This is a genomic window from Dehalococcoidia bacterium, assembly GCA_040902535.1.
GTDB lineage: Bacteria > Chloroflexota > Dehalococcoidia > DSTF01 > JACRBR01 > JBBDXD01.
Window position 1 is genome coordinate 26,589 of record JBBDXD010000001.1, and the last position, 25,560, is coordinate 52,148.

Annotated in this window: 18 protein-coding genes; 5 read left to right on the plus strand and 13 right to left on the minus strand. The window is 65.0% G+C overall.

All coding sequences use genetic code 11. The features are described from left to right. Positions 1 to 68: 68 nt before the first annotated feature. Positions 69 to 1,001 carry a methionyl-tRNA formyltransferase gene (fmt, locus tag WEB52_00150; GenBank protein MEX2224838.1) on the plus strand — a complete coding sequence of 311 codons (933 nt, stop codon included), beginning with the start codon at positions 69 to 71 and terminating at the stop codon, positions 999 to 1,001. A gap of 13 nt (positions 1,002 to 1,014) precedes the next feature. On the opposite strand, the gene WEB52_00155 is transcribed toward fmt, so the two are convergent. The 11 genes from WEB52_00155 to rnc form a co-directional block, all read right to left on the minus strand. Continuing rightward, entirely contained in the window at positions 1,015 to 1,491 is a 477-nt protein-coding gene (locus tag WEB52_00155) for a DinB family protein (protein MEX2224839.1), read from the minus strand. A 127-nt stretch (positions 1,492 to 1,618) separates the two neighbouring features. Then, positions 1,619 to 3,532 carry an NADH-ubiquinone oxidoreductase-F iron-sulfur binding region domain-containing protein gene (locus WEB52_00160; GenBank protein ID MEX2224840.1) on the minus strand — a complete coding sequence of 638 codons (1,914 nt, stop codon included), beginning with the start codon at positions 3,530 to 3,532 and terminating at the stop codon, positions 1,619 to 1,621. Positions 3,533 to 3,534: 2 nt separating this feature from the next. Further along, entirely contained in the window at positions 3,535 to 4,005 is a 471-nt protein-coding gene (locus tag WEB52_00165; protein MEX2224841.1) for an NAD(P)H-dependent oxidoreductase subunit E, read from the minus strand. Between the two features lie 100 nt (positions 4,006 to 4,105). Then, entirely contained in the window at positions 4,106 to 4,795 is a 690-nt protein-coding gene (locus WEB52_00170) for a hypothetical protein (GenBank protein MEX2224842.1), read from the minus strand. 39 nt (positions 4,796 to 4,834) lie between these two features. Further along, on the minus strand, positions 4,835 to 6,175 hold the full coding sequence (locus WEB52_00175; protein ID MEX2224843.1) for an NAD(P)/FAD-dependent oxidoreductase: 1,341 nt from the start codon (positions 6,173 to 6,175) through the stop codon (positions 4,835 to 4,837). Beyond that, a complete protein-coding gene (locus WEB52_00180) occupies positions 6,172 to 7,323 on the minus strand; it encodes a lysylphosphatidylglycerol synthase transmembrane domain-containing protein (protein ID MEX2224844.1) in 1,152 nt (383 codons plus the stop codon). The genes WEB52_00175 and WEB52_00180 overlap by 4 nt, the downstream gene beginning before the upstream one ends. A gap of 196 nt (positions 7,324 to 7,519) precedes the next feature. Then, complete coding sequence (locus tag WEB52_00185; protein ID MEX2224845.1) at positions 7,520 to 10,900, minus strand: flippase activity-associated protein Agl23; 3,381 nt, start codon at positions 10,898 to 10,900, stop codon at positions 7,520 to 7,522. Beyond that, complete coding sequence (locus WEB52_00190) at positions 10,897 to 13,653, minus strand: DUF2298 domain-containing protein (GenBank protein MEX2224846.1); 2,757 nt, start codon at positions 13,651 to 13,653, stop codon at positions 10,897 to 10,899. The genes WEB52_00185 and WEB52_00190 overlap by 4 nt, the downstream gene beginning before the upstream one ends. 110 nt (positions 13,654 to 13,763) lie before the next feature. Beyond that, entirely contained in the window at positions 13,764 to 14,717 is a 954-nt protein-coding gene (gene ftsY, locus WEB52_00195; GenBank protein ID MEX2224847.1) for a signal recognition particle-docking protein FtsY, read from the minus strand. A 77-nt stretch (positions 14,718 to 14,794) separates the two neighbouring features. Beyond that, a complete protein-coding gene (gene smc, locus WEB52_00200; GenBank protein MEX2224848.1) occupies positions 14,795 to 18,496 on the minus strand; it encodes a chromosome segregation protein SMC in 3,702 nt (1,233 codons plus the stop codon). Next, positions 18,497 to 19,381 (minus strand): ribonuclease III, encoded by an 885-nt coding sequence (rnc, locus tag WEB52_00205; protein MEX2224849.1) that lies wholly within the window; start codon positions 19,379 to 19,381, stop codon positions 18,497 to 18,499. A 116-nt stretch (positions 19,382 to 19,497) separates the two neighbouring features. On the opposite strand from rnc, the gene WEB52_00210 reads away from it, so the two are divergent. From WEB52_00210 to WEB52_00225, 4 genes are read left to right on the plus strand one after another with little or no spacing between them, the layout of a single operon-like run. Beyond that, entirely contained in the window at positions 19,498 to 20,787 is a 1,290-nt protein-coding gene (locus tag WEB52_00210) for a hypothetical protein (GenBank protein MEX2224850.1), read from the plus strand. Continuing rightward, complete coding sequence (locus WEB52_00215) at positions 20,777 to 21,061, plus strand: hypothetical protein (GenBank protein MEX2224851.1); 285 nt, start codon at positions 20,777 to 20,779, stop codon at positions 21,059 to 21,061. The genes WEB52_00210 and WEB52_00215 overlap by 11 nt, the downstream gene beginning before the upstream one ends. A 20-nt stretch (positions 21,062 to 21,081) precedes the next feature. Then, positions 21,082 to 21,441, plus strand: coding sequence for a hypothetical protein (locus WEB52_00220; GenBank protein ID MEX2224852.1), 360 nt, complete (start codon positions 21,082 to 21,084; stop codon positions 21,439 to 21,441). A gap of 24 nt (positions 21,442 to 21,465) precedes the next feature. Next, the gene (locus WEB52_00225; protein ID MEX2224853.1) at positions 21,466 to 22,206 is read left to right on the plus strand and encodes a VTT domain-containing protein; all 741 of its coding nucleotides are present in this window, start codon (positions 21,466 to 21,468) and stop codon (positions 22,204 to 22,206) included. A gap of 15 nt (positions 22,207 to 22,221) precedes the next feature. On the opposite strand, the gene WEB52_00230 is transcribed toward WEB52_00225, so the two are convergent. Together WEB52_00230 and WEB52_00235 are read right to left on the minus strand one after the other, a co-directional pair. After that, positions 22,222 to 22,701, minus strand: a complete 480-nt coding sequence (locus WEB52_00230) for a GNAT family N-acetyltransferase (protein ID MEX2224854.1) — start codon at positions 22,699 to 22,701, stop codon at positions 22,222 to 22,224. Next, positions 22,698 to 25,514 (minus strand): helicase C-terminal domain-containing protein, encoded by a 2,817-nt coding sequence (locus WEB52_00235; GenBank protein ID MEX2224855.1) that lies wholly within the window; start codon positions 25,512 to 25,514, stop codon positions 22,698 to 22,700. Before WEB52_00235 ends, WEB52_00230 begins: the two co-directional genes overlap by 4 nt. Positions 25,515 to 25,560 lie beyond the last annotated feature (46 nt).

Genomic DNA, 25,560 nt, shown 5'->3' on the forward strand with positions numbered 1-25,560 from the left:
CCTTTCGCTGTTTGCCCGCCACGCGAAGTATACGAGTCTGGCGCAAGCCCGTGCTATCCTCACGGTCGATGCGTGTCGTCTTCATGGGTTCGCCCGAATTCGCCCTGCCAGCGCTCCGGCGGCTCATCGAAAGTGATCACACGATCGTCGGTGTGTTCACGCAGCCTGACAAGCCCGTAGGACGGGGGCGCAAGATGAGCGCGCCGCCGGTCAAGCTGCTCGCCGAGGAGCACGGGCTGCCGATCTTCCAACCAGCGTCGATCAGCAAACGCGAATCCGTCGAAGAGATGCGCGATCTCAAGCCGGACATCGGCGTCATCGCGGCGTACGGCCAGATCCTGCGCCAGCCCGTGCTCGATGTGCCGCCGCTCGGCATCCTGAACGTGCACGCGTCGCTCCTGCCGCGGTGGCGAGGGGCGGCGCCCATCCCGGCCGCGATCCTCGCCGGGGACAGCATCACGGGCGCGACGATCATGCAGGTCGTACTCTCGCTCGATTCGGGCCCGATGCTGGGTGCGGCGCAGGTGCCTGTCGCGCCCGATGATACGACCGGATCGCTCACGCCGCGGATCGCCGAGAGCGGCGCGGCGTTGGTCCTCGAGCTTCTTCCGGGCTGGGCCGACCGATCGCTGGTGGCAACGCCCCAGGACGAAGCGCTCGCCACCTATGCGCCTCAGATCAAGAAATCTGACGCGATGATCGAGTGGGCGCGCGACGACGCAGAGGCGATCTCGCGCATGGTGCGGGCATTTATCCCGTGGCCGATCGCATACACCCGGCTCGATGGTCAGCCGCTGCGCATCCACGAGGCGCGGCCGCTCGGCGGCCGGTCCGGCGCGGCGCCGGGCACGGTAGCGGTGTCCGACATGGGCTTCAGCGTCGCGACGAAGGGCAACGATCTCGCGGTGACGCGCGTGCAGCCCGCAGGCAAGAACGTCATGGCTGCGCGGGATTTCGCGCGCGGCAAGCGCGACTTGCACGGAAAGGTGCTGGGGCGCTGACGATAGCGGCGGCTCAACGGGCACCCCACGCCGAGTCCACGCCGGGCAGCTCGATGCCGAGGATCTGAAAGTAGCTGAGCAACTGCGCGCGGTGCAGGATGTCATGCTCCAGCCGCCGGAACGCGATCCAGTTGCCGTCGCCGTCCCACGGGTCGGCGTCGTCGGCGCTGCGGTACGTGCTCGCGAGAGCGGTCGCATCGCCCAAAAGCCCCATCTGCCGAGACCACGACAGCGCCAGTTGCTCCTTGAGCCCATCCGGCGACTGGCCGTTACGGATGAAGTCCGGCGTACCCTGACCGTCGCGGATGGCGTTCTCCATCCAGTGGTGGCGCGATCCGGCGATGTGCAGGAAGACGCCGCGGAAGTTCCATTCGCCCGGCGCCGGGCTCCAGTTCCACTTATCGTCGGGCACCATGCCAGCGAGGGCGATGAGGCCATCGTTTAGACGCTCCCAGTAGCGGGTGATGGCGAGCGGTGGATACACAGGCATGCACTTCCTCCCTGAACAATGGCCAGTGTACGACGAACGCGAGCGTGCAGTCTCGACCGTGGCTGTGCGCGGCGAGCTTCTCGGCCCGGGCGTACCTACGGCGCCAAACTGAATACTGAGAACGCTGTCAGGGCCTGGCCTGTATGGGCACCTGATCCGGCGCGACGTTCGCGCGCGTCACGACTCGGAGCGGCAGCATGTCCTTGTACCGATCCTCGATCTTGATGTCGTCCGGTGCGATGTCCTTGCACGCGTTGCACCGGATGCACTTCGCGTCATCGATGACCCACGCGCCCTGCTGCTCGACTATAGCGTCGGTCGGGCAGATCTTCGCGGCTTCCTGTACGGCAGGCGACTGATTGACCACGACGTAGCGGATCAGGTCGGGACAGACTTTCGCCGGGCAGCGGTGCTCGATGGCGTGTGCATCGTACTCATCCCGGAAGTGCGTCATGGTGTTGCGCATGATCACGGGTGAGAGCGAACCGTGGAAGCAATTCGAGTACTGAAACGAATCGCCCAGTGACTCGAGCCTCGGGACGTCCGACTCCTCCGCCTCGCCGCGCGCGGTGCGGTTGAAGATCTCAAGCATGCGCTGATTGCCGCCGCGACACGTCGTGCAGCGGCCGCAGGACTCATCCTCGAGGAACCATGAAAACATGACGTTCATGTCGACAACGCACGCCCTCTCGTCGACGAAAATCAGGCCTCCGCCGCCCATACCGGCGCCGAGCGGACGGAACGGCTCCGGCTCCAGCGCCAGCGGTCCGGCAACGTCGCCGGGCAGCAGGCCGGAAAGCGGCCCACCTTGCTGCAACGCCTTGAACTGTCCGTTGTTCGCGATGCCGCCGATCGCGGCGAGCAGTTCGTCGACCGTCGTGCCGAACGGCACCTCGAGGCACCCCGTGCGGTTGACGGCGCCCGATACCGTGAAGAGCTTGGTGCCGCGATTGGCTTCCGTTCCCGTCGAGCTGTACGTCTCGGCGCCGAGCCGGAGCAGCGTCGCGGCGGCGGCGTACGTCTCGACGTTGTTGACGTTCGTCGGCTTCTCGAGCACGCCTTGCTGCGCCGGGAACGGCGGCTTGATGCGCGGCATGCCGCGGTCGTCGTTCACCGATGAGATGAGCCCCGTCTCGTCACCGCACACGTAGGCGCCGGCGCCGCGTACCACCTCACAGTCGAAGTTCACGCCCATGCCGAGCGCATCTGGCCCGAAGATCCCGCGCGCGCGGCACTCTTCGATCGCACGGTTCATCCGCTCGTTCGCCAGCGGATACTCGTCGCGCAGGTAGATCCAGCCGTACGTTGCGCCGGACGCGTACGCCGCGATCAGCATGCCTTCGAGCACGACGTGCGGGTCGCTTTCCATCAGCACGCGGTTCACCCAGGCGCCCGGATCGCCTTCGTCGGCATTGCACACGAGGAACTTTGGTTCCGCCTTCGCGTCCTTCAGGAACTTCCACTTCGTGCCCGTCGAGAAAAACGAACCCGAGTGGCCCTTGAGCGTCGAACCGGTAACGACGCTGATCAACTCGTCGCGGTCCATCTGCGCGCTCTGCACGAACGTGCCGTAGCCGCCGCGCGCGATGTAGTGGTCGATGCTGTCCGGGTCGATCTCGCCGCAGTTGCGCATCATCCAGCGCACCTGGATCTTCATCCAATCGGTGTCGTCGAGCGCGGGCACGCCGTCGGTCGCGGGGCCATCGACGATGCCGATCGCGTAGTCCTTCGCAATGCCGCGGAGCGCCTGTGCGACAAACGCTTCGGCCTTGTCGTCGGTGACGTTGCCGTAGACGACTGCGGGCGCATCGGGCAGCACGACCTTGACGACGGGCTCCGCAAACGCCATGCCCGTATCGCCCGTTTGCATCACGTCGAAGCCCTGCGCCGCACCGAGCGAACGCAGCGCCTCCATGGTCTTCCGCGCGCCGCGGGCGATCGATGACGTGTTGATGGAGACGATGAATAGCGGCCGCGCCGGCTTCTCGACGGCCGCCCAGGCTGATGCAGCGTCGGCGCGCATCTCTTCGTACGTGGCCACTACTACTCGCCCTTTAGTTCGCGCGCCAGCCGCACGGTCGACGCGGCGTCCAGCGGACCGACGACTTCGCCGTTCACCCAGATCTGCGCCGCCTGCTCGCAGGTGCCGTTGCACTGCGCCAGGTGCAGCCCCAGCTTGTTGTCTTCTGTGTTCTCGCCCATGCCGATGCCCAACTCCGCCTCGAGCACCCTGCGTACGCCCTCGCCGTTGCGCAGGCGGCACGCGAGGCCGCTGCACCAGCCGATGAGCGTCGCCGGCGGCGGCGTGAGGCGGAACTCGCTGTAGAACGTGACGGCGCCGTAGACGCGCGCTTCGCTGAGCCGCAGTTGCCGCCCGACGACGCGCATGGCGATCTTCGGGATGTAGCCGTAGTGGTGCTGCACCTTGTGCAGCGCGGCCATCAGGTCACCGTCCTCCGGCTTGAATTCGCGGATCAGGTGCTGGATTTCGAGAGTAGCTTCGTTTTCGAGCATCTGCCCCTACTTTGTGCGCGGATTCACTATAGAGATTTGAGCATGACGGAACAAGAAGCGAACTGCGACGGAGACGCAGGTGCGGTCCCGCGCCACAGGCCTACAGCCGAGTCACGACTCCTGCCAAGATCTCGTCGACGCCATCGACGAATTGTCGTAGGAGACCGAGCGCACTGCCAGGTACGCCGTCGAAGTGAAAGTCCACCCACACCGTGTGCACGACCTCTAAACCGGGCGAAGGCGCTGGCAATTGGGATGACGGATCAACTGGCGATCCGAGGATTGACACTCCTGATCCAAATCTCACCGAGCTCGGATCCCAACTCACTTCACCGGCACCCGACCTTGTGGCCTTGACGCGTACACGTTCGGTCCGCGTCTGTGGCACCAGATGATGATGTTTATTCTCGTTCGTCAACAAGACGAATGCCTCAAGCCATTGCCACTTAGGTTCGCCGTACGGTTGGATCGATGCCAGGTACCCGACGATGGCGGGGCGATTCACTTCGAGGTCGGGCAAGTCCGCCGCGAAGGATGATTTCGACGGGCAGATAGGGAAGTACAACCTCGCGTTTTTATTTGCAGCCGGGCAGTGAACGTCGCGGATCTCATGCGCCACGTAATCCAGAGCTGATCTTAGATTCTCAAGAAGATTCTTGATGGCGATTTGAAGGTCGTAGTCGATGCCTTGAGAGGATAATGACGAACGATACTTCGCCTCGATTGGACGAAGGTCATTGCGCGCGGCTGCGAGTAACGCGGCGATCTGCGATCGGCGTTCTAACGTCAAGGGATCTCCCGAACACATTCTACTCTGTTGGGAGTGACCCTACGCCACCGCGCCCGTGCGTCCTTCGCGCTTCGCGAAGTCTTCGATCGCCATGCGCGCGACTTCGTCGCCCATCTTGATGCTGTAGTTCTGGCCACGGTCCTCGGGATAGATCTGCGTCATCGTCTCCAGGTACAGGCCTTCCACGGGCGTGCGGTGATCGGGCTGGTGCGCTGAGTACTCCATGCGGATCACCGGCTGCGCGTATGGCGCCTTGAACACCCATCGGTCCTTCACCCAGTCCGATGAGAAGCGCGGATTGATGCGCTTGAGCGCGGGCTCGAAGATCGCCCACAGCTCATCGTCGTTCATGCGGAAGTACTCGTGGTCCTGCGCCAGGTAGTTCGAGACGTACAGGATGTGGTTGCCGTCGTAATGCTCCGGGCCGATGAAGTTTGTGTGCTCGACGAGCGCCAGGAATGGCATCGACCGGTCGCCGATGTTCATCCAGTAAATCGGCGAGAGTGACTCCTTCATCGTCAGGATCATGCAGACGGCGCCCTGCCACTGCACGTAGTCCAGCTTCTCCGCATACTCCGGTGTGAGCGGCGGCGCAAGCTTCTTGAACAGCAGCGAGGGCACCGCGGCGATGACGACGTCCGCATCCACGTGCGATCCATCCGCCAGTAAGACGCCGGTCGCGCGGTGGTTCTCGGCGGTGATCCGCTCGACCCCGGTGCCGAGATGGATTTTCACACGGCCGTCGCGCATGCGCCGCTCCAGCTCGCTGATGTACACCGCGAAGCTGCCCATCAGGTAGCCCAGCTCTTCGCGCGCCATCGGGCCGCCCTTGCGGGACGCGAAGCGCAGGTGGATCTTGCTCCAGAGCCACGCCATCGCCACCTGGTCGTATGCTGAGCCGTACTTGCCGACCAGCAACGGCCCCCAGACTTTTTCGAACACCTTCTTCGAGACGTTACGCTCGATCCAGTCCTTGCACGTAACGTGCTCGAACTCCTCCCAGTCATCTTTGCCGCGCAGTTTCATGCCCATGAGCCCGAGCTTGATGCGGTCGATGAACGGCAGCGGGCCAAACTTGAGCAGGTCAATCGGCGTGACGAACGGGTAAATCTCACCGTCCTCGTACCAGCCGACCTTCGACTCGATCCATTGCAGGCGGTCGCCGAGGCCCAGTTCTTCGATGAGGTCGATGATCGTCGTGTCGGTGCGAAAGATGTGGTGGTAGTACGCCTCCAGCCGGCTGCCGCCGACATCGAACGTGCGCACGAGGCCGCCGAGAAACGGGCTGGACTCGAAGAGCGTCACTTCGTGGCCGCGCTGCATGAGGCGGTAGGCCGACGTCATGCCCGCGACGCCGCCACCGACGACCACCGCCTTCACTTGCCGCTCGACCCTTCGACCGCAGGCTTCGATGAGACGGCCCGCCGCGACCCGGCGTCGTTCGGCGCCGCCTGCGTCGCGATGGTCGATCCCGACGCTGCCAGGAGCGCATCTTCTTCGTCGTAGTTGCTGCTCTTCAGCATGTCGCCGAACGTCAGCTTCATCGACCACATCAGGTAGAGGCCGAGGGCCGTGATCGGGAAGAGCAGCAGGGCGTGCAACCCGATCGCGTAGGCGTTGGCGACACCCTCGATGTTATCTGCGCCCGCGAACGCGATCACCGTGCGCGAGACCACCAGCTCGAACGGCCCGACGCCGCCCTGCGTCGCGACGACGGCGATCACCAGGTTCGCGGCAGCCGTGAGCAGCAGGAACACGTAGAACGGCTCGTCAATGCCGAACGCGCGCGCCACCATGAAGTACATCGTCGCTTCGAGCGTCCATGACACGACGGACATCACGAGCGCGACGGCCATATCCGCCGGGTTGCGCAGCGCGTGCAGGCCTTCGAAGAACGAGTGCAGTAGCCGCTCGATATTCGGTTTCAGCGGAGGTGGCGTGAATCGATGCACGATCCGGTGAAGCATGGTGCGACCGTGATCAGAAAGTGCCAGATATGACAGAAAGATCAGAGCCAGCCCGAACACGATCGCCATGAAGACGCCGAGACCCTCAAAGTTGAGACTCACGGTCCACGACCCGAAGCCGACATCGAAGTTTGCGTCGCTGCTGGCGAACGCTACGACGATCAGCATCATCGGCACGAGCGTGAGGCCATCGAACAGGCGGTCGACCGCGATCGTGCCGAGCGTGGTCGTCTTGCTGATGCGCTCGCGCTGCCCGAGCACGTATGCCCGCGCCAGTTCCCCCGCGCGCGCCGGGATCAGATTGTTCGCCATCAGCCCGATGATCACGACCGGGTAGAGCCGTATCGCCGCGACGCGCTTCACCGGCCGCAGCAGGTACTGCCAGCGGACAGTGCGCATCCACAACCCCAAGAAGTACACGGGAAGCGAGGCCAACGCCAACAGCCAGTTGACGTCCTCGAACGCCGTGCGGACCTCGCCGAAGTCCGTGCTGCGGACGAAGAGCCCGACCAGCACGACGCTGACGGCGATGCCTATCCAGAATCCGCGGCTTTTGAGCAAATCGGAGCTCCAGGAGGGACGCTACGGAAACGCCGGCGGGGCGCCGGATTGACTCCACAGTTTTATGTTCGGCAGCGAAACTCGCGCATTATATGGTTGACCCTGGGGCCGGTCAATTGACTCGCAGACCTGGCCGCGCCTGCGAACTAGCTTCGCTGAAGGCGATATATTGCGCCGCCCTACCCTCACTGTTATGTCATGGAATGACTTCCGCAAGCGGGATCTTTCGCACTACGCCACCCGCCGCGTCCGCCACCCACACACTCGTCCCGTCCGTCGCGATGCCAACTGGTCGTACCGTCGGAGATGCGCCTTCCTTCGGCGGATCGTACGCGGCGATTTGCGTGCCGTCCGTGCCGAACGCCAGCACCTTGCCGCTGGCGGGGTCCGTCGCGAGCAGCCGTCCATCAGGCAACAGCGCAAGGTACGCCCGGTCCGTCACCGCCTCACTGCCCCACGATGGCACCGCGATCTCGCTCTTCTGCTGCAATTCGCCGTCGAAGACGCGCACGATGCGGTTCCAGTAGTCCGCCACGTAGATGTCGCCATTCGGCGCCACGACGACGCCGACGGGTTCGCTGAACTCGGTCTCGCCGTCCTTCCAGCCGTTGCTGCCGTGCTGTCGTACGAACTCGCCGTCCGGCGTGTACTCCAGCAGGCGGCCGTTGCCCGTGTCGCTGAACAGCACGTTGCCATTGGCCAGCAGCGTGATGTCACGCGGTCCGAACAGCGTCGCGGGGTCACCATCGGTATCGGCGGCGACGCCTCCCGTGCCCCATTCGTCGACCATGTTCAGGTCCGCGTCGAGCTTCACGATCTTGTGGTTCCAGGTATCGGCGACGAACACCGTGCCATCCGGGCCGACGGTCATCGACCACGGCTGGTTGAACTTGAATGTCGAGTTGAAGCCGCCCGCCGCGGCGATGAAGTTGCCGTCCGCATCGTACTTCGAGATGCGGTTGTTGTTGGTATCGGCGACGTACAGGTTGCCGTCGGCGTCGAGTGCGACATCGGATGGGCTGTTGAGCTGTCCGGGCGCCGAGCCCGCGCTCCCTATGACCAGCTGCGTGCCTTCGGTGCGTACCGTCGGGCCGACAGGCTGCGGCGGCACAGCCTCGAAGCCGAGCGGGAAGAACGCTACCGCGTTCGCCGATCCGATCTGCCCGGGGGGCGTGCGCCGCACCAAGTAGTCGAGCCAATTCTCCCAGGCGTCCGGCGAGAAGACGTCGCCAAAGAAGTCGTTTGTGCTGTACGCGCCGTCGGCGCCCCGATACGACTCCGGAAACCAGCGGCGGTGAAAGTACGGGATGCCCTCTCCCCACAGTCCCCCGAGGCTCAGCTTCGATGTGTTGGCGTCGCCGATCAGGAGGATCGACCCTTCCTCGGGCTGGAAGTTATCGGTGATCGACGGATACGACACGTTGCGATAGTTCCTCAGGTACCACGCCCACGGCCATGTATAGCCGTCGACGGAGTCGACGACGATCGGCGTTTCTTTGCCGCGGCCTGACTCCCGGGCGAACGCGTCGATGTCCTCCATGAGTTCCGGAATATCGCCGGCGGTCTGCGTGTAGACCAGCACCTCGACCGGAACCTCGCCGTAGTCGCGCGCTGCGATGTCGCCCTTGTACGGATTGTCCGGGTGGCCCCACGATGCAAGCACGGCGGCGCGGAGTGAAAACACACTGAACGCTGCGACGAGGCCGACGAGTGCGACTTGCATCGCCGTACGCGGGCTGAAGCTGCTATACGCCCAGTAGACGGCGACTCCGGCAACGATTGCAAGCGCCCACGCGCCGAACGACGCCACGGAGAACGGTCCGACGATCGTGAATACCAGCACCGAGAGTGCCGCCGCGACAGCGGCATAGATAAACGGCGCCAGCCGTTCCAGCTTCGGCAATTCGTCGCGCAGGTCAGTCCGCTCGATCATGTCGCCGACGAACTTGCCGGCGAGCACGGCCAGCGGCAGCGCGATGTGTACGCTCAGCCAGGGCATCTTTTCACCCGCGACAGTGAGCGCAAACGCCGTCGATGCGAGCCAGAACAGCAGGAACCTGTCCAGCGTGCTCATCGGAAACGAGAGGATGGCGACCAGCACGATCGAGAACGGCAGCAGGACGTGCCACACCGACACCCCATCGCCGCCATCACCGCCCGGGCAGCCCTCCGCCGTGCATGGCAGAATGCCGTATCCGTGCGGCAGCAGAAGCAGCACGACGATAATCCCGACGCCAGCGCCGACGAACAGTGCGTGCGAAAGCTTGCCGCGGATCATGTAGTACAGCCCCGCCGCGACGGCGAGCGCCAACGGTAAGAACTCGTATACAGGGATCGTGATGAAGTAGTAGTAATCGGGCTGGTTGCCGCGCCGCACGTCCTGCTGACTCATCCAGTAGTCGAGCGAACCCCAGATGCCCGAGAAGAAGCCCTCGGGATTCGTGAAGAACGTCGTGTAGAGCAGGACGAACGGCACCCAGAACGCCGCCGCGGCGATCAGCCAGACGCGCGGATTCCAGACCAGCCCGATCACGGCGGATGCGGCGATCAGGAAGAAGATCGTCAGGTACGCGACCGTCGCCTCGTCGGGATGGACGTGGAAGTCGGAGCCCTCGTAGTTGCGGATCGTCCAATCGTGTCCGAAGAACGGCAGAAACTGCACCGCAGCCGCGTACATCGGCAGCGCAAGCGTCAACATCACGATCAGCAGCGACGCCTCGGTGGGGAGATGATCGAGCTTATATTTCGAGCGCCAATCGGCCAGGAATGGCCATGCTATCGCGACGATCCACGCCACCGGCATGAGCGCAACGACGAGCGCCACGTACCGCGGCGTATCGAGCTGCGACCGCTCGCGGATGCGGTCGGCGATGTGCACCGCCATCAGGTAGTCGAGGAAGCCGACTAGGGCGCCGATCGTGAAGAACGTCGTCTCCTTGGTGCAGAACGCGCCCGCCATGAAGCCGGCGGTCCAGTACAGCCACTTGTCTTCGCGCGACGATAGATACCGCCACATGAAGATGACGATGCCCAGCGTCCAGAACGCCGTATAGATATCTTCGCGCGTGAAGCGGCTGTAGTAGGTCAGCATGGGCGAGAACGCGATGAAGGCGGCCGCCGCCAGTGCTCCCGCCGTCCCGATCTGCCTGCGCAGCAGCCACGGCATGAACACCATGGCCGTCCCCATCGCCGCTGCGAGCATGCGCGACTGGAACTCGCCGTCCCCGAAGATCCACATCACGAAGCCGTTGCCGATGAACTGGAAGGGGCCGTGCATGAAGGGCACGTGCTTGTACGTGTCGTTATTCGCGGTGCCGAACGTGAACACGTCCTCGAGGCCCTTCGTGAAGCCGTAGCTGAAGAACCCGTGCAGGCTCTCGTCGTGGTGCATCGCGCGGGCGCCGAGGTTCCAGAAGCGCAGCACCGCGGCGAGCAGCACCAGCGATGCGTACGCGGTGATCTCCCAGTAGCGGGCGGACAACCCGGAAAGGCGTTCCCTCGTCTCGGCGCTGACGGCGAACGCCTTGAGGCGCTCGCCCGTCGATTCGTATGGAACGTCCTGGTCTTGTGTGCTCATTGGGCCGCCTCTGCGTCGCCTGTCAACCCCGTCGCCCTGTAGATGGTCACTTCCGGCGGGTCGCCTGGATTCTCCCGCGGTTCGTTCGACTGAAACATTACCGGCATCGCTTCAAACTTGGCCAGCCCCCCGCTTGATTCGTATTCCGTCCGTTCAAGTTGCCCCACGTACACATATGTAACGTCGTATTTCTCCAGGATTTGCCTCGCCTGCGTGATGTCAGACGTTGTGTATAGCGTACCAACGTCCTCGAAGCGCCCGGCATACGGCTCCGCCGATCCGCGCCACTGGTTCTCGTGTCCGACCCAACCGACGATCGTCGGGATGCCCGTCGCGGCGGAGATGCGGCTCGCCAACGTGTAATCGTTGCCGACGGCCTCCGCGATCACGACCTCCTGGCCATCCGCGCGCTGATTCAGCCAGGCGATGCCTTCCCGCTCCGCCTGTGAGAAGTGCGCCAGACCGTGCAGGAAGGGGCCGCCGCCCAGAGGATCGCCGTCCGCCCGGTTCCATGAGCCGCCGAGCGGGTACAGCGCCGCACCCAGCAACACCACGGCCGCGACGCCCGCCCAGGCGATTCGATACGTCCGTGCGTGCTCGAAGGTGACCCGCCAGTTCGACGCGAGGTAATAGAGCGAGAATCCAGCAGCGATAGCCAGCAACAGCCACGCCTGGTAGTACAGCTTGAACACCGTGTTCATCCGGTTGTTGAAGACATCGCCGACATAGAAGAACTCCGTGCCCAGGATCAGCAGGAGCGCGGTAGACGTCAGCAGCAGCGCGAACGTCGAAGCGTCCGATGAGCGATCGTCTCGGCGAGCGCTGATCTCGCCCCAGAGCGTCGCCAGCGCGATCGTCAGGACCGCCGCAAGAAAGATCGCCGTCATCCACGCGGCGCCGCGGTCCCCGACCTGAGAGAAGAAACCGGCGGCGTCCTCGAGCTTGGCATCGTCGGTCATGCGTTGCAGCCCGAACCAGATTGCCCAACCGACGATCACCAGCGCGCCGGGGATCGCGCAAATTGCGTACGCGCGCTGCGTAAGCCGATCGCGCAACCCCAGGAATTTCAACAGCACGAACGGCAGCACGACCGCGAACAGCGGCCCCCAGAACAAGAGCAGGTGCAACGGCCGCGTGCCCGGCTCCGTGATGCCCGTCCGCGTTACTACCGCGCCGATGCCAGCCGCCTGCGACGAGAATCCGGTGTAGAACGGCAGATAGAGATCGACGGCGAGCAGGACGAGCGGCAAGGCGAACGACACGGTACGGACGGCGAGTTCCGCCGAAAAGTGCCACCGCGGGCGCGACAAATACCAGGCGAACAACGCCAGCAGCGCCGCCATCAAGAGGATCAGCCCGACGATCGCCGCCGGGGCCGGGCGCATCGCGACGAGCAGTACGATCAGCAACCCGAAGTGCAGCGCGCCGACCATGCCCAGCGTGAACAGCGCGTCCGCGGATAACGGGACGGATGTCGCAGGAAGAGCCTTGTTCGACCACGCACCCGACGCACGCATCTGTCCGAAGTTCGCTACGAGTGCCGTGACCACGACGACAAACGCCATGGTCGCGATGTCCCACGTGTTGATAAACGCCAGGCCGCCAAGCATGATCGCCGCGCCCACGAGCAGCAGCGGCCGCTTCAGCCAGAATGTGATGTCAAGCGGCGCGTCGCTGCGGAAGAGCGTCAGCGCCAGCGCGACGACGAGCAGCACGAACGGCAGCGCCATGACGTGCGGGTGCAAGTCGCCCAGCAGAAAACTGAACATCGGGAATTCTGTGATCGCGCGGAAATCGCGCGTCGGATCGGTCGGGTGTGCTGCGATCTGATAGATGCGCGACGCGTTGAAGAAGCCGAAGAAGTCACTCGGGTACCAGCCGTTGCGCGGCTCATCGGCCGTCAGACCGGAGATATCGACCCAGTCGTAAAATCCGGCACCGCCAATGTCGTACGCCGACGCAAAGACGAGGACCCAGGCGAGATTCCCCATCACGACGAGTATGAGCGCCCCCGCGAACGCGAAGACCGGCGGCTTCCAGCTGAGGTCCCCGATTGTGCGGGCGCGTTGCGTCGCGACGGCCGTCGCTGGCATGGCGCCGGGCTTGTCACGCACGAGCGTCGTTTCGCGCATCTGCACCAGGTTGTAGATGATGCCGAACGCACCGACGAGCGTCAGCGTCGCGATCATCGCGAGGCCCATGTTGTAGCCAACGTCGGCGGGGACACCGGTGAGCTGCGTCACGACGCCCACGATGAGATATCCAAAGTAGTAGTACGCGACCGTGTGCCCTGCCAGCCACGGGTCCTCGGGCGGGAAGTGCTCGGCGCGGATCGTCGCGTTCAGGAACATCAGATCCATGGGCTGCTCTGTGCCGGAGATCTGCCCGACCGTCGACCGCAGGGACACCGCGATCGCGAACACCACCAGCAGCATGACCTCGACGCCAACGACGTAGCGCCAGTTTGCGCGGAGCCATTCGAGTAACTCGCCCGCCCGCGCGTACAGGCACAGTGCCGCGATGGCCGCGAGCACGAACAACGCGCCCATGATGCCGCTGGGGGAGTTGGGCAAGACGGCGATCCAGTTCTCGCTGCTGAAAAACCAGAACGTGAACCCCAGGAAGAGCAGTCCGAGCGGCTTGGACAATGCGTAACCACGGTCCGGCAAACGCCGAAACATCAAGAGGCAGAGCGGCAGCGTCGAGATGCCGACGACCTGCAGGATCAGCCACCATCGGATCGCTTCGCTCATATAGCCCCTGGCGCTGGCGCATGCGGGTTCCGGCGTCTACGGGGAGTACGTGAGGTGAGGGGCGCGGGTTTGGGCTGACGGACAGGCGGCGATGGCATCAAGAGCAGAATCTACTGAAAGAGCGCTTCGACGAATTCATCTGCGTCGAACGGCGTCAGATCTTCGGGCTTTTCGCCGGTGCCGATGAAGCGCACGGGTATCTGAAGCTGATCGGCCACCGCGAACACGATGCCGCCCTTCGATGTGCCGTCGAGCTTCGTCAGGCAGAGCGCCGTGATCGGCACCACTTCAGAAAACGCCTTCGCCTGCACCATGGCGTTCTGGCCGGTCGTCGCGTCCAGCACGAGCATCACCTCGTCCGGCCCTTCCGGCACCTTGCGTTCGATGACGCGGCGGATCTTGCCCAGTTCCTCCATCAGGTTGAACTTCGTATGGAGCCGGCCGGCCGTGTCGATGATCAGCACCTCGGCGTCGCGGCTCTCGGCGGCCGTCATCGCATCGAACACGACGGCGCCCGGGTCGGCGCCCTGCTTGTGGGCAATGACGTCGGCATCGACAACCTCACCCCAACTCTTGAGCTGCTCGATGGCGGCGGCGCGAAACGTATCGGCTGCCGCGACGACGACCTTCTCGCCGTCCTCCTTGTATGCTTGCGCCAGCTTCGCCACAGTTGTCGTCTTGCCCGTGCCGTTCACGCCAACGACGAGGATGATTGCCGGTCGCGTCTCTGGAGGCGGCCCCTCGTCCCCCCAGATGCGCCCCTTCTCTCGGCCCGCCTGCAAGATGTCGACCAGTTCGTCTTTGAGGAGTTCTCGGACCTCGGACACGTCCTTGACGCGCCCCTGGTCGACGGCGACCTGCAAGTCCGTCAGGATCCGTTGCGTGGTAGCGACACCCGTGTCTGCGCCGATCAACAGCTCTTCCAGTTCTTCCCAGATCTCGTCGTCGAGCTTCGCCCGGTCGAAGAGACCCGAAATGTTGCTGAACCAGCCCTTGCGGGTGCGCTCGAGCGCCTGCTCGGTCTTCTGGTCGGTCTCTTTCGTGCGCTTGAAGATGCGGAGCAGACGGCGCCTCCTTTGGCCCGCGCCATTCTATCGGCTGCTACCCGCGCCGTGAAGGAAAGCCGCCGAACGGGGCAGGCTCAGTTCGCCGAGTGCGGGACGTCCGCCAGCTTCAAGCCGAGTATCCGCGAGACGCTGTCCCCGCCCATCGACACGCCGTAAATCGCGTCCGCAATCTCGATGGTCCGCCGGTTGTGCGTGATGATGATGAACTGGGTCTTCTCGGCGAGCATCCGCAACTCTTCGACGAAACGCCCGACATTGGCCTCGTCCAGTGCCGCATCGACCTCGTCCAGCACGCAGATAGGCGAGGGATTCGCCTGCAGCAGCGCGAAGAGCAGCGCCACCGCCGTCAACGACCGCTCACCGCCCGAGAGCAGCGCCAGCGACCCGAGCTTCTTGCCGGGAGGCTGCGCGAAGATCTCGATGCCCGGCAGGCCGTACTCATCCGCCTCGCCAAGTTCGAGCCGTGCGCTGCCGCCACGAAAGAACGCGCTGAAGTAACGCTCGAATTCCTGGTTAACCGTTTTGAACGTCGCGCGGAACCGCTCGCGAATGATGCCGTCCAACTCACCGATCGCGCTCTGCAACTGCTCCTCCGCCGATGTGAGATCGGTGAGCTGACCCGAGAGGAAATCGAACCGTTCGCGATTGTCGGCGTAATCGTCGGCCGCCTGCTCGTTGATGGGGCCGAGTGCGCGAATCTGCGCCCGCAGGTCGGCGATCCGGTCGCGCACCTCGGTGGAATTGATCGTCGAGCCGCCGCGCATCGGTGGCACGTCTTCCAGGTCGTCCTCGGAGCGCATCCATGTGGGCAGGTCGCCCTGGTTCTCGACGTAGGCTTCCGCGGGCTTGGCTTCTGAGTCCGTCTCGAGGGCCGGCGCCCGTTCGATCTCGCCATCCGCAGCGACGACGAAGCCTTCCGCTTCGAAGTTTTGCTTGAGGCTGTCGACCTCTTCTCGCGTCGTCCGAACGTCGTTTTGCGCGTCGTAGAGTGCGCGCTCGGCATCGCGCATGCGGCCGTTCGCATCCATGAGCTCGGTTGAAAGCGAGCGCTCGCGCGACACAAACTGAGATAGCTCGCGACGCGCGGGTTCCAGCTCCTGCACCAGTCCTTCGACCTCGCCGGACTTCTCGAGAAGCTCGCGCTGCGTCGCCGCCAGCCGCGATGCCGTGCCTTCGACCTCCTCGCGCAGCTTGGCCCCCTGCGCCAGGCGCGTGGCGATCTGTCGCTCAATGCGTTCGCGCGTCACGCGATGCGCCTCCGTCGGCTGCCGCTCTGTGCGCAGCTCGCCCTCCATCTGCGCGACGATCGCGGCGTGCTCGGACACGACTTCGATCAAGTGCCGCCGCTCGGCCTCGATGCGCTCGACTGATCGGCGTTCTTCCTCCTCACGCACGGCTGCCGCCTGCGCTTCCTGCGCGCGGGCGTCCCGCTGCACTTCGATGCGGCCGCGGCCGGAGGTGAGCCGCGCGATCTCGGCAACCGCATGCCGCAGCGCATCCCGTGATGCGACCAGGCGCGCGCTGACAGCGGTGAACCGTGTCCGAAGGCCGGCGAGTGCGGCATCCGAGCGGCCGCGCTCGTGACGCAGCCTCTCGACGTCCGTGTCAATCCGTTCGGCGTGCGCCGCTGCTTGCTCGGCGCGTCGTCGCGTGTCATCGAAGGCTGCCTGACGCTCTTCGACAAGCGGCCGCAGTCGTTCTATCTCCGCAGGCAGATCGCTGAGCTCCCGCTCGTGTACGAATGACGCCTGCACCGATGCGAATGAGCCCGCCGCGATCGACCCGATCGGCCGCAGCAGCACGCCGCTCGTCGTTGCGACGGCGCTCGCGAGCCCGCGCCGCACGAAGCGACGCGCCAACTCGACGTCTTCGACAACGACCGTACGGCCGAGCAGCGTATCGATCAGCTTGCGGTATCGGCCATCGCACTTCACGAGCTGCGACGCGACGCCGAGCACGCCGCGTTCCTTGATCAGGTTGAGCGGGCGCGTCTCATGGAAGTTGTCGAGCGCGTACATCGTCGCGCGACCCAAATCATGCGTCAGGAGCAGATGCAGCGCTTCCGTGACGTCGCGCTGCCGCTCGCAGATGATCGAGAATAAGTTCTCCGCGAGCGCCGCCTCGATCGCCCGTTCTAGGCCCGGCGGCACCCTCAGGACTTGCCCCACCAGCCCCAGCACGCCCGGGAGGTCGAGGTCCGCGGGCGCCACCTCGCGCGTCTTGAGGATGTTCCCCGCTTCGAGCACGGCCCGCACGCCTGCGTCAGGCGCCTGCGGGCGCACCTCGAGCGTCTCGATCATCTCGAGCTTCAGCTGAGTCGACTCAAACTCCGCTCGAAGGGTCCGCAGTTCGTCTTCGATCGCCGCTTCGTCGCGCCGCGCGCTCGTTAGCGCCGATGCTTCGTACGTGCGCTCGCGGCTCGCGCGCTCGAGTTCTGCGCCGGTCCGGCGCGATTCTGCCAGCGCCGTCGCATACTCTTTCGCCCACGCCGCCATCTCGACGATCTGTTTCCTCCGGTCGGAGGCCGTCGAGTCCTGTTCCGACGCCAGCCGCACCAGCGTTTCCGCCTGCTCGCTGATGCGCCGCGTCAGCTCCTCCTCCGACGCTTTCGCGCGCGCGACCGACTGCTCGTGCAGCAGCGCCGACCGCTGCAGCGACAACATCTCCTGCTCCGCTGCGGAAAGCCGCTTCCGGTGCTCCTCGAGCGCCGCCTGTGCTGCTTCGAGTCGCGTCTGCAATTCCGATGTGTCGACCGCAACCGTCAATGACGCCTGGGCTTCGGCTTCGGCGCGCATCTGCCCGAGTTCTGCATCGACCTCCTGGATACGCTCGCTGAGCATGTGCTCGCGCTCCGTGTCCAGCGTTGTGCGCCGCTCGAGATCGCTGACGTAGTCCTGCATAGACCGTAAGCGCGTCTCGCGGGAATTGATCTCGGCGCGGCGCTCATCGATGGCGGCGCGGAGCTGCGCCAGGCCGTCCTCGCAGGCCTTCGCATCGGTCTTGGTGCGTTCCGCTTCTTCGACACGCTGGTCAAGCGTCGTCATCGCAGCGAGCAGATGATCGTTGATCGCGCGCCACTGGTGCGCGTACCACACGTGAAGCGTCGCCGCGAGCTCCCTGGAGAGATCCAGGTACTTCACGGCGCGGCCGGCCTGCCGCTCGAGTTGGTTGATGCGTGGTTCGATCTCACGCACGAGCATGCGCACGCGATCCATGTTCTCGCGCGTCGCTTTCAGTTTATTCTGGGCATCCTCGAGCTTGTGCCTGTACACGCGGACGTCGGCCGCTTCTTCGATCAAGGCGCGCCGGTCCTCCGGACGCAGGCTGAGCACCTGCTCGACCATGCCCTGTCCCATGAACGCGTAGCTGTTCTGCCCGACTTGCGCACGCTGGAAGAGCTCGACGATGTCGCGCAGCCGCACGCGGTTGTGGTTGATGTAGTATTCGTTCTCGCCGTCGCGGTAGGCGCGGCGCGTCACGACGACGTCGGAGTAATCGATGGGCAGCCAACCCGTGCTGTTGTCCAGCGTGATGCTGACGTCCGCCATGCCCATCGGCGCCCGCTTGTCGCTCCCGGCGAAGATCACGTCTTCGGTCTTGCGGGCACGCAGCGCGCGACTGGCGTGCTCGCCGAGCACCCAGCGCAGCGCGTCAGCGACGTTCGTCTTGCCGGTGCCGTTCGGGCCGATGACGCACGTGACGCCCGTGCCGAACTCCAGCGTCGTCTTGTTGGCGAAGCTCTTGAATCCCTGCGCTTCCAGCCGCTTTAGATACACCTAGGCGATCTCCTGCCCGCGCTCGATCTCCTTGAGGGCCTGCTGCGCCGCTTCCTTTTCAGCCATCTGCTTGCTGCGCCCCTCGCCGACGCCCAACGCTTTCCCACTCACCATCACCTGCACCGTGAAACGCCGCGCGTGGTCCGGGCCCTCGGTCTTCAAGAGCCGGTAGGAAGGTGTCGTTTGCCATCGTGACTGGATCACCTCTTGCAAACGCGACTTCGGGTCATGCGGCATGCCGCTCGATGCCAGCGCCGTGAACTCCGGTTTCAAGCTGCGTCGCACGAACGACCGTACCCGCGCGAGTCCCCCATCGAGGAAGATCGCGCCGACCAGTGCTTCGTACGTGCGCGCGAGATTCGTCGGGCGCTTGCGCCCGCCCGCTGCTTCTTCACCGCGTCCGAGCTGAAGATACTCGCCCAGGTCAAAGCGCGCCGCCGCTCTGGCCAGCGTATCCCGCCGTACGAGGTGGGCCCGCAACTCCGTCAACTTGCCCTCGTCGACCTCGGGATACTCGGCGTATAGCTGATGCGCGACGACCACCCCAAGCGCGGCATCCCCCAGGAACTCCAACCGCTCATTGGAACCTAGCCCGATCCCGGGGTTTTCGTTCAGATAGGAGGTGTGGACGAGCGCCTGGCGCAACAGGTCGCGATTTTTGAACTTGAGAGCGAGGCGCTCCTCGAGTTCTCTCCAGTCGGCCAAGCCAACACCTCTCATCGAGCGGGGCGCCCCGTCCGCGACAGGGTGGAAATGCGAAACGACCGCATGAGGCGGTCGCGGGTTGATGCAATCCAAGGGGGCGACAGATGCCTGGCCCGGCGCGGAATAACTCGTCATCCGCGCGCCGATCGCGCTCCTCTCGCTCCATTCGGTTGCGGCCATCGGGGCTCCATCCCCACACACGCCGTCCAATCGAACCCACCGAGCCGCCAGGCCGTGCTGATGATAGGTTTGGCCCCCACGCACTGTCAAGCGAGAGCGAATCTATACTGCGAACGATGACAAGCGAACGTGTCGATCCGGCGGCACTGCGGGCGCGCTTCTACGAGCAACTGCTTCCCGCCGCGCGCCTGGCGGTCGATCGGCTGGTCGCGGAGGCGTCGCGACGCGGTGCGGTGTACATGGCCGGGGGGATCCCGCGTGATCTGATCCTCGGGCGGCCGATCGGCAGCGATGTCGATCTCGTGACCGAGGCAGACGCCATGGAGATCGCACGCGCAGCGGGACCGGCCGAAAGCCTCACGATGCACGATCGCTTCAGGACCGCGACGATGGAGGGCGATGGACATCGCATCGACGTGGCGACGGCGCGTCGCGAGACGTATGCCCGCCCGGGCGCATTGCCCGATGTGCACACGGCAAGCATTGAGGACGACATGCGACGGCGCGACGTCACCATGAACGCCATGGCGCTGCGGCTCGATGGCGAACCAGCACTCGTCGATCCTGCCGGTGGCTGCGCTGATATCGACGCACGGATAATTCGCGTGCTGCACGATGCGTCGTTCAGGGACGACGCAACCAGGATATTCCGCGCATTCCGCTACGCCGCGCGTCTTGACTGTGTCATCGAACCGCACACGCAGTCGCTGGTCGCCGCAGGCGTGCGCTTCATCGAGACGCTGAGCGGAGAGCGGGTCCGGCACGAGCTTCAACTCCTGTGCGCCGACACCAACGGCGGACGTGCGCTGGCGCAGCTTGACCGCGTCGGAGCGCTATCCGCCATACACGCCGCACTGCGCTGGCCGGAGCGGAAGTCATCAGCCCTCGAAGCACCGAACCATGATCAACCTGAAATCTGCCTGGCGCTGCTTGCGAGCGATGCTTCGGCGGAGCAGGCCGAAGAGATCGTCGAGCGCCTGCAACTCTCGAAGGCCGAAGCGGAAGCCGTACGAGGCATAGTCGCCCTGCGCGCGGCCGCCACGATGATCCGCCGTCCCGATGTGAAGCCGTCGGGAGTGGTCACGGTGCTCGAACGCTTCCTGGAGGCGTCGATCGAGGCCTTCGCTGCGCTGAGCGACGATGAGATCGTCCGGAGCGTCATGCGCCGATATCTCGACGAGTGGCGTCTCGAACGCCCACTGCTCAACGGCCACGACCTGATCGGGATGGGCGTGCCGGAAGGGCCACAGATCAAACGCGGATTGCAGCTCATCCGCGCCGCGCGGCTAGATGGCTGGGCGACGGACCGCGACGACGAGCGCGCGCTCGTGCTCCGCTTCGCGAAGAGCATCCGCGATTCGCGCGCGATGAACCAGCCGATAGACTTCAAGCTGTATGAAAACTGAAGGCAACACGGCCGAATATGCGTGCGTTGTCTGCAGCGAGACAGTGACGACGGAGATGTCGGCGGAATGCAACTGGTGTGACGGCCGCTACCATCTCAACCAGCGCAACGACGTGGAAGCCAAAGACTGCGGCCAGGTGTGGATAGACGAACAATACCTGGCGCTGCAATTCGCCTGCGCGAACTGCCTGAAGGGCGAGACACGCGCCGTACGTGCGACCAGGCCAGCGCGCGCGGCACCACCGCGTTCGCGGAAGTACCGTCGGCGCGCCTGATGCCGGCATCCGGAGGATCGATGGCCGCACGTAACCAGAAGGGCGCAACGACCGCGCCCTCGCCGACGCTCACCGAAGCGCAACGATCGAAGATCGCCAACCTGCCAGACTGGCGATGGCGAACGTTTCCCGTATTCTTCGCGTTCTTCGTCGGCATGCTTGTGATGGCGGTGCTGAACGGAGCGCCGGACAACCAACTCGCGGCGATCGCGCAGTTCGTCGTGCTGGCGGCGTTGAGCTATGGCCTCGCACGGATCGTCGTGCGGAAATTGCTCATGGAACGCCGCCTCACGCGCCGCGAGAAGCAGATCGCCCGCGGCGAGCCCGTCGACGATGAGTACGAGGATGTCGTCGTCTATCCCGAGCAGAACAAGCGCTGACGGCACCGCCTGTACACTTCTCCAATGTCACAACTGCAGGGACGTGAGCACGTCGAGGATGGCGATGGTCTGCTAGAGTCGGCGGCCGATGCGATTGCCCGTCGTGCGGAGTCACGCTTCGACCGCTTTGTCCTTCGCGTAACCGGCTGGTTCGCGGAGCACACCACGATCCGGATCGTCGTTGCGGTGACGGCTCTGTTGCTGGCGCTGACGCCGGGGATCGTCCTTGTACTGTTTCCCGACCTCACCGACAGCCTGACGGGCCTGAGCTACGGCGGCGTCTTTCTCACGAACCTGGCGAGCACCGCGACGTTCTACTTCCCGGTGCCCGGCCTGACCCTCGCCGCGCAGACGATCATCGCCACGGAGGGCGACGTTTCGGCGACGCCCTGGCTCGTGGGCATCGCCGGCGGCCTCGGCATGGCGCTCGGCGAGATCACGGCGTACTACGCCGGCTACCTCGGCGCCGAGATCGTGCGCGGCCGCGAGTTCCACGGCCCGAAACGGCTGCAACGCACGATCGAGCGCGTGTTGCACGGCATCGGCTGGCTAATGGACCGCTGGGGCATGGCGACGCTGTTCGTGCTCTCGGCGATCCCGAATCCGCTGTTTGAGATCGCCGGCCTCACGGCGGGCTCTGTGCGCATGTCGTTCCGGCGGTTCCTGGTCTCCGTGACGACGGGAAAGATCCTGCGCGGCATGATCCTCGCCTACTACGGAGTGAATGCGTTCGACTGGTTTGAAAATCTGATCCCGTTTCGCTAACAGACGCCCTTCGCCTCACGGAGTGCGTGCAGGATCTCCTGCGCCAACGTCGCGACGGAGCCATGCGAAGCCATCACGCGTGCACGGCCACTCGGCCTGGAGCAGCGGACGGTACCCCAGCCGGATCCAGAAGTACACGTCGATGCCGTGGATCGCCGGCGCTGCCGCGTAGATTGTCGTCACGCCGGCTGCACGCAGCACGTCTTCGACGAGCGCCGCGCCCGCTTGACCGTAGCCTCGACGCACCTGCGACGGCTGCACGCCGATGAACTGGATCATCGCCGGCGCGCGAACCAGGTATGTAACGACGCCTACTTTTTCGCCAGCGACGATGACGTTCGCGTTCAGATCACCATGCTCCAGCCGCACGAGCAGCGACCGCGCCGGCGCGTCGACGTCGATCACGTCATAGCCGACCGACGCGGCGCATACGCCCAGCCACGTGTCGAGCCATGCAGCGTCGTCGGCCCGCAGGTCGCGGAGCGTGACGATCACAGCTCGTCAGGTCGGGCCAGCCATGCCGCAACCTGCCCGGGCAGCGCGTGCATCGGCAGGTCGCGGTTGTTGCACGCTGGGAGCGAACGCATGAACGATTCCCCGTACGCACGGCTGCGGAGCCGCCTGTCGAGCACCACCATGACGCCGCGGTCCGTCTTGCGCCGAATGAGGCGGCCGAAACCCTGCTTGAAGCGCAGGATCGCCTGCGGCAGCGCGTACTGCTCGAACGGCTGATCGAACAGTTCCGCGCGCGCCTGGAATACGGGGTCGGACGGCACGGGAAACGGCAGCTTCGCCATGACGAGCAGCGACAGCGCTTCGCCCGTGACGTCGACGCCTTCCCAGAAGCTGGCCGCGCCCAAGACGACCGCGCGGTGGTTCTCGCGCAGCACGCCCAGCAGTTGCCGCGGCGTGCCGTCGATGCCCTGTCCGAGCACCAGGATCTCTTGCTCCTCCAGCGGCCGCTTAATGCCCATGTACGCCGTACGCAACGCTCCGTGCGAGGTGAAGAGCACCAGCGTGCGGCCTTCGCTTGCCCGCACGAGGTCGATGAGCACCGTCTGCAGAGCGGCCGCATACGCCGCGTTGTCCGGCTCGGGCATGTCGCTCGGGGTAAGGATGAGCGTCGACGCCTTGTAGTCGAACGGCGACCCCTGGAGGACGGCATGCGCGTCCGGCACGCCCAGCCGTCCTCGCATGTAGTCGAAGTTGCCCTCGGTGCTGAGCGTGGCGCCGGTCAGCACGACGCTCTCGCGCGGGCTGAAGAGCCCTTGCTGCAGCGGCTCGGCCACGCTCAATGGCGCGCTCGAAAGTGACGGCGCAGCGTCTCGGCGCCCCAGTGTCAGCCAGCAGATGCGCGATTTGTCATCCTTGCCGATGATCTCCGAGAGACCCACACGTAGCTGGTCGCCCTGCCCGTACAACTCGTCCGTCTCCGCCGCGATGGCGTCCCGGTCGAGGATGTCCGCGGGATTGATCTGCGAGAGTGACGCGCCCAATTCCTCGAGCACGCCGCAGACCCGCGCCAGTTGCTCCTCGGTTTCGAACCATCCCGCTTCGATGTCCGCCCAGTCGGGCTGCACGCGCATGCTACGATTGAGCATGATGCGGTCGTCGTAATCGCCCCGCGCGACGGCATGCTCCTGCCCGAATCCCTGCAACGCCTGGAAGAAGACCGGCACGCGTGTGCGGGCCTTCTGCACAGCATCGACGAGGACGCGCGCGAGCGCCTGCAACTGAGGGCCCGCGCCGATCGCCTGCTGTGATGCGCGCGTCGCGGCGACCACGCTGCCGGCCAGCCCACCTTCGCGGTCCCGGCCGGCGCGGACGTGCAGCGCATCGAGCCAGTCGAGAATGTCCGACTCCGACGCAGAGAAGCCGAACTGGCGCGTCGCTTCGTCTTCCAGGTGATGCGCCTCGTCCACGACGAGGTGCTGATACTCGGGAAGCACGTTCCCTCCCGCGGCGACGTCGGACAGGAGCAGTGAGTGGTTCACGACAAGTACGTGTGCGCTCTCGGCGCGTCTGCGCGCCCGGTACAGGAAGCAGGTGCCGTCGCGGACGTACGGGCATTGCATGGTCAGGCAGCCGCCGTCCTGCGCGCTGACGCGTGACCACGACGCATCTTCCTCGCGACGCAGGCTCAACTCGGCGCGATCGCCGGTCTCCGTCGCACCGAGCCAGAACAGCAGGCGCACGAGGACGCGCGCGTCGTCCGACGATAGTGACGCCGAGCGGCGAGATGAGGACCAGCGCAGCAGGCACAGGTAGTTTCGCCGTCCCTTGAGCTGCGCGGTACGAAAGTCCGCGGTATCGATCCCGGCCGCCGCAAGGATGCGCCGTGCGATCGGAATGTCCTGCGACGTGAGTTGCTCTTGCAGGTTGATCGTGTTCGTCGACACGACGGTGCGCGCGCTGTTCTGCACCGCGTGTAACGCTGAAGGCACAAGATATGCCAGCGACTTCCCGACGCCGGTCCCCGCTTCGACGAGCAATTGCCCGCCCATGGCGAGGTTTTCGCCGACGGCGGTGGCCATCGCCCGTTGTTCCTCCCGGTCTTCGAACTCGTCGAATACCTGGTGCGCGGCCGACGCGATCAGGTCAGCGCCACGACTCGCGGGCACCGCCACGCGTGACGTCGAAGGACGCAACGGCTCGGGCAACGGCTCGGGCGCCCGAACAAAGCCGTGTACGAACCCGGCGCGCTCCCCGTCCGCCGGCCGGCGTGTCGTTTCGCTCGCGACCTCCCGAAACAGGTGCCGCAAGGTCCAGTCACTGGCGCTCGCGATACGGTCTGCCTCCAGCAAGAGGTCGGCGGCCGACTCGGTCAGGCGAAGGCGCAGGGCAGTGAAGACGTGCATTGCCGCTTCAGCGTCGGCCATCGCGCGGTGCCGGTTCGTAAACTCAATGCCGAGGTGATCTGCGATCGCACCGAGCCCGCGCTCCGTGAGCGTCGGCAGCATCAAGCCGGCGAGTTCAAACGTGTCGTACGTCGGCCCGAAGAGTTGCACGCCCTTACCTGCGAGGAACGTCGTGTCGAACGTCGGATTCTGGCCGACGATCGGGTCCAGCCCGACGAATGCCTCAACCTCACCCGCGATCGTCGGAAAGTGCGGTGCGTTCTGTAACTCCGACGGATCGATGCCCGTCAACAGCGCGATGCGGTACTCCAGCCGCCTTTCCGGGTTGACCATCGAGTGGTACGTGTCGATCACGCCGTCCACATCGAAGCGAATGGCGGCGACCTCGATGATCTCGTCGGTATCCGGATCGAGACCGGTCGTTTCCAGGTCGAGAGAGATGTACGGCAAGCAGTGACGCGTCTAGGGCGAGAATGAGGAGTTGGGACGCGGGTGC

What these genes read in the sequence shown, in the direction of transcription:
- fmt (MEX2224838.1), top strand. Translation starts at nt 69, where the DNA reads ATGCGTGTCGTCTTCATGGGTTCGCCCGAATTCGCCCTGCCAGCGCTC.
- WEB52_00155 (MEX2224839.1), bottom strand. Translation starts at nt 1,491, where the DNA reads ATGCCTGTGTATCCACCGCTCGCCATCACCCGCTACTGGGAGCGTCTA.
- WEB52_00165 (MEX2224841.1), bottom strand. Translation starts at nt 4,005, where the DNA reads ATGCTCGAAAACGAAGCTACTCTCGAAATCCAGCACCTGATCCGCGAA.
- WEB52_00185 (MEX2224845.1), bottom strand. Translation starts at nt 10,900, where the DNA reads ATGAGCACACAAGACCAGGACGTTCCATACGAATCGACGGGCGAGCGC.
- WEB52_00190 (MEX2224846.1), bottom strand. Translation starts at nt 13,653, where the DNA reads ATGAGCGAAGCGATCCGATGGTGGCTGATCCTGCAGGTCGTCGGCATC.
- rnc (MEX2224849.1), bottom strand. Translation starts at nt 19,381, where the DNA reads ATGGCCGCAACCGAATGGAGCGAGAGGAGCGCGATCGGCGCGCGGATG.
- WEB52_00210 (MEX2224850.1), top strand. Translation starts at nt 19,498, where the DNA reads ATGACAAGCGAACGTGTCGATCCGGCGGCACTGCGGGCGCGCTTCTAC.
- WEB52_00215 (MEX2224851.1), top strand. Translation starts at nt 20,777, where the DNA reads ATGAAAACTGAAGGCAACACGGCCGAATATGCGTGCGTTGTCTGCAGC.
- WEB52_00220 (MEX2224852.1), top strand. Translation starts at nt 21,082, where the DNA reads ATGGCCGCACGTAACCAGAAGGGCGCAACGACCGCGCCCTCGCCGACG.
- WEB52_00225 (MEX2224853.1), top strand. Translation starts at nt 21,466, where the DNA reads ATGTCACAACTGCAGGGACGTGAGCACGTCGAGGATGGCGATGGTCTG.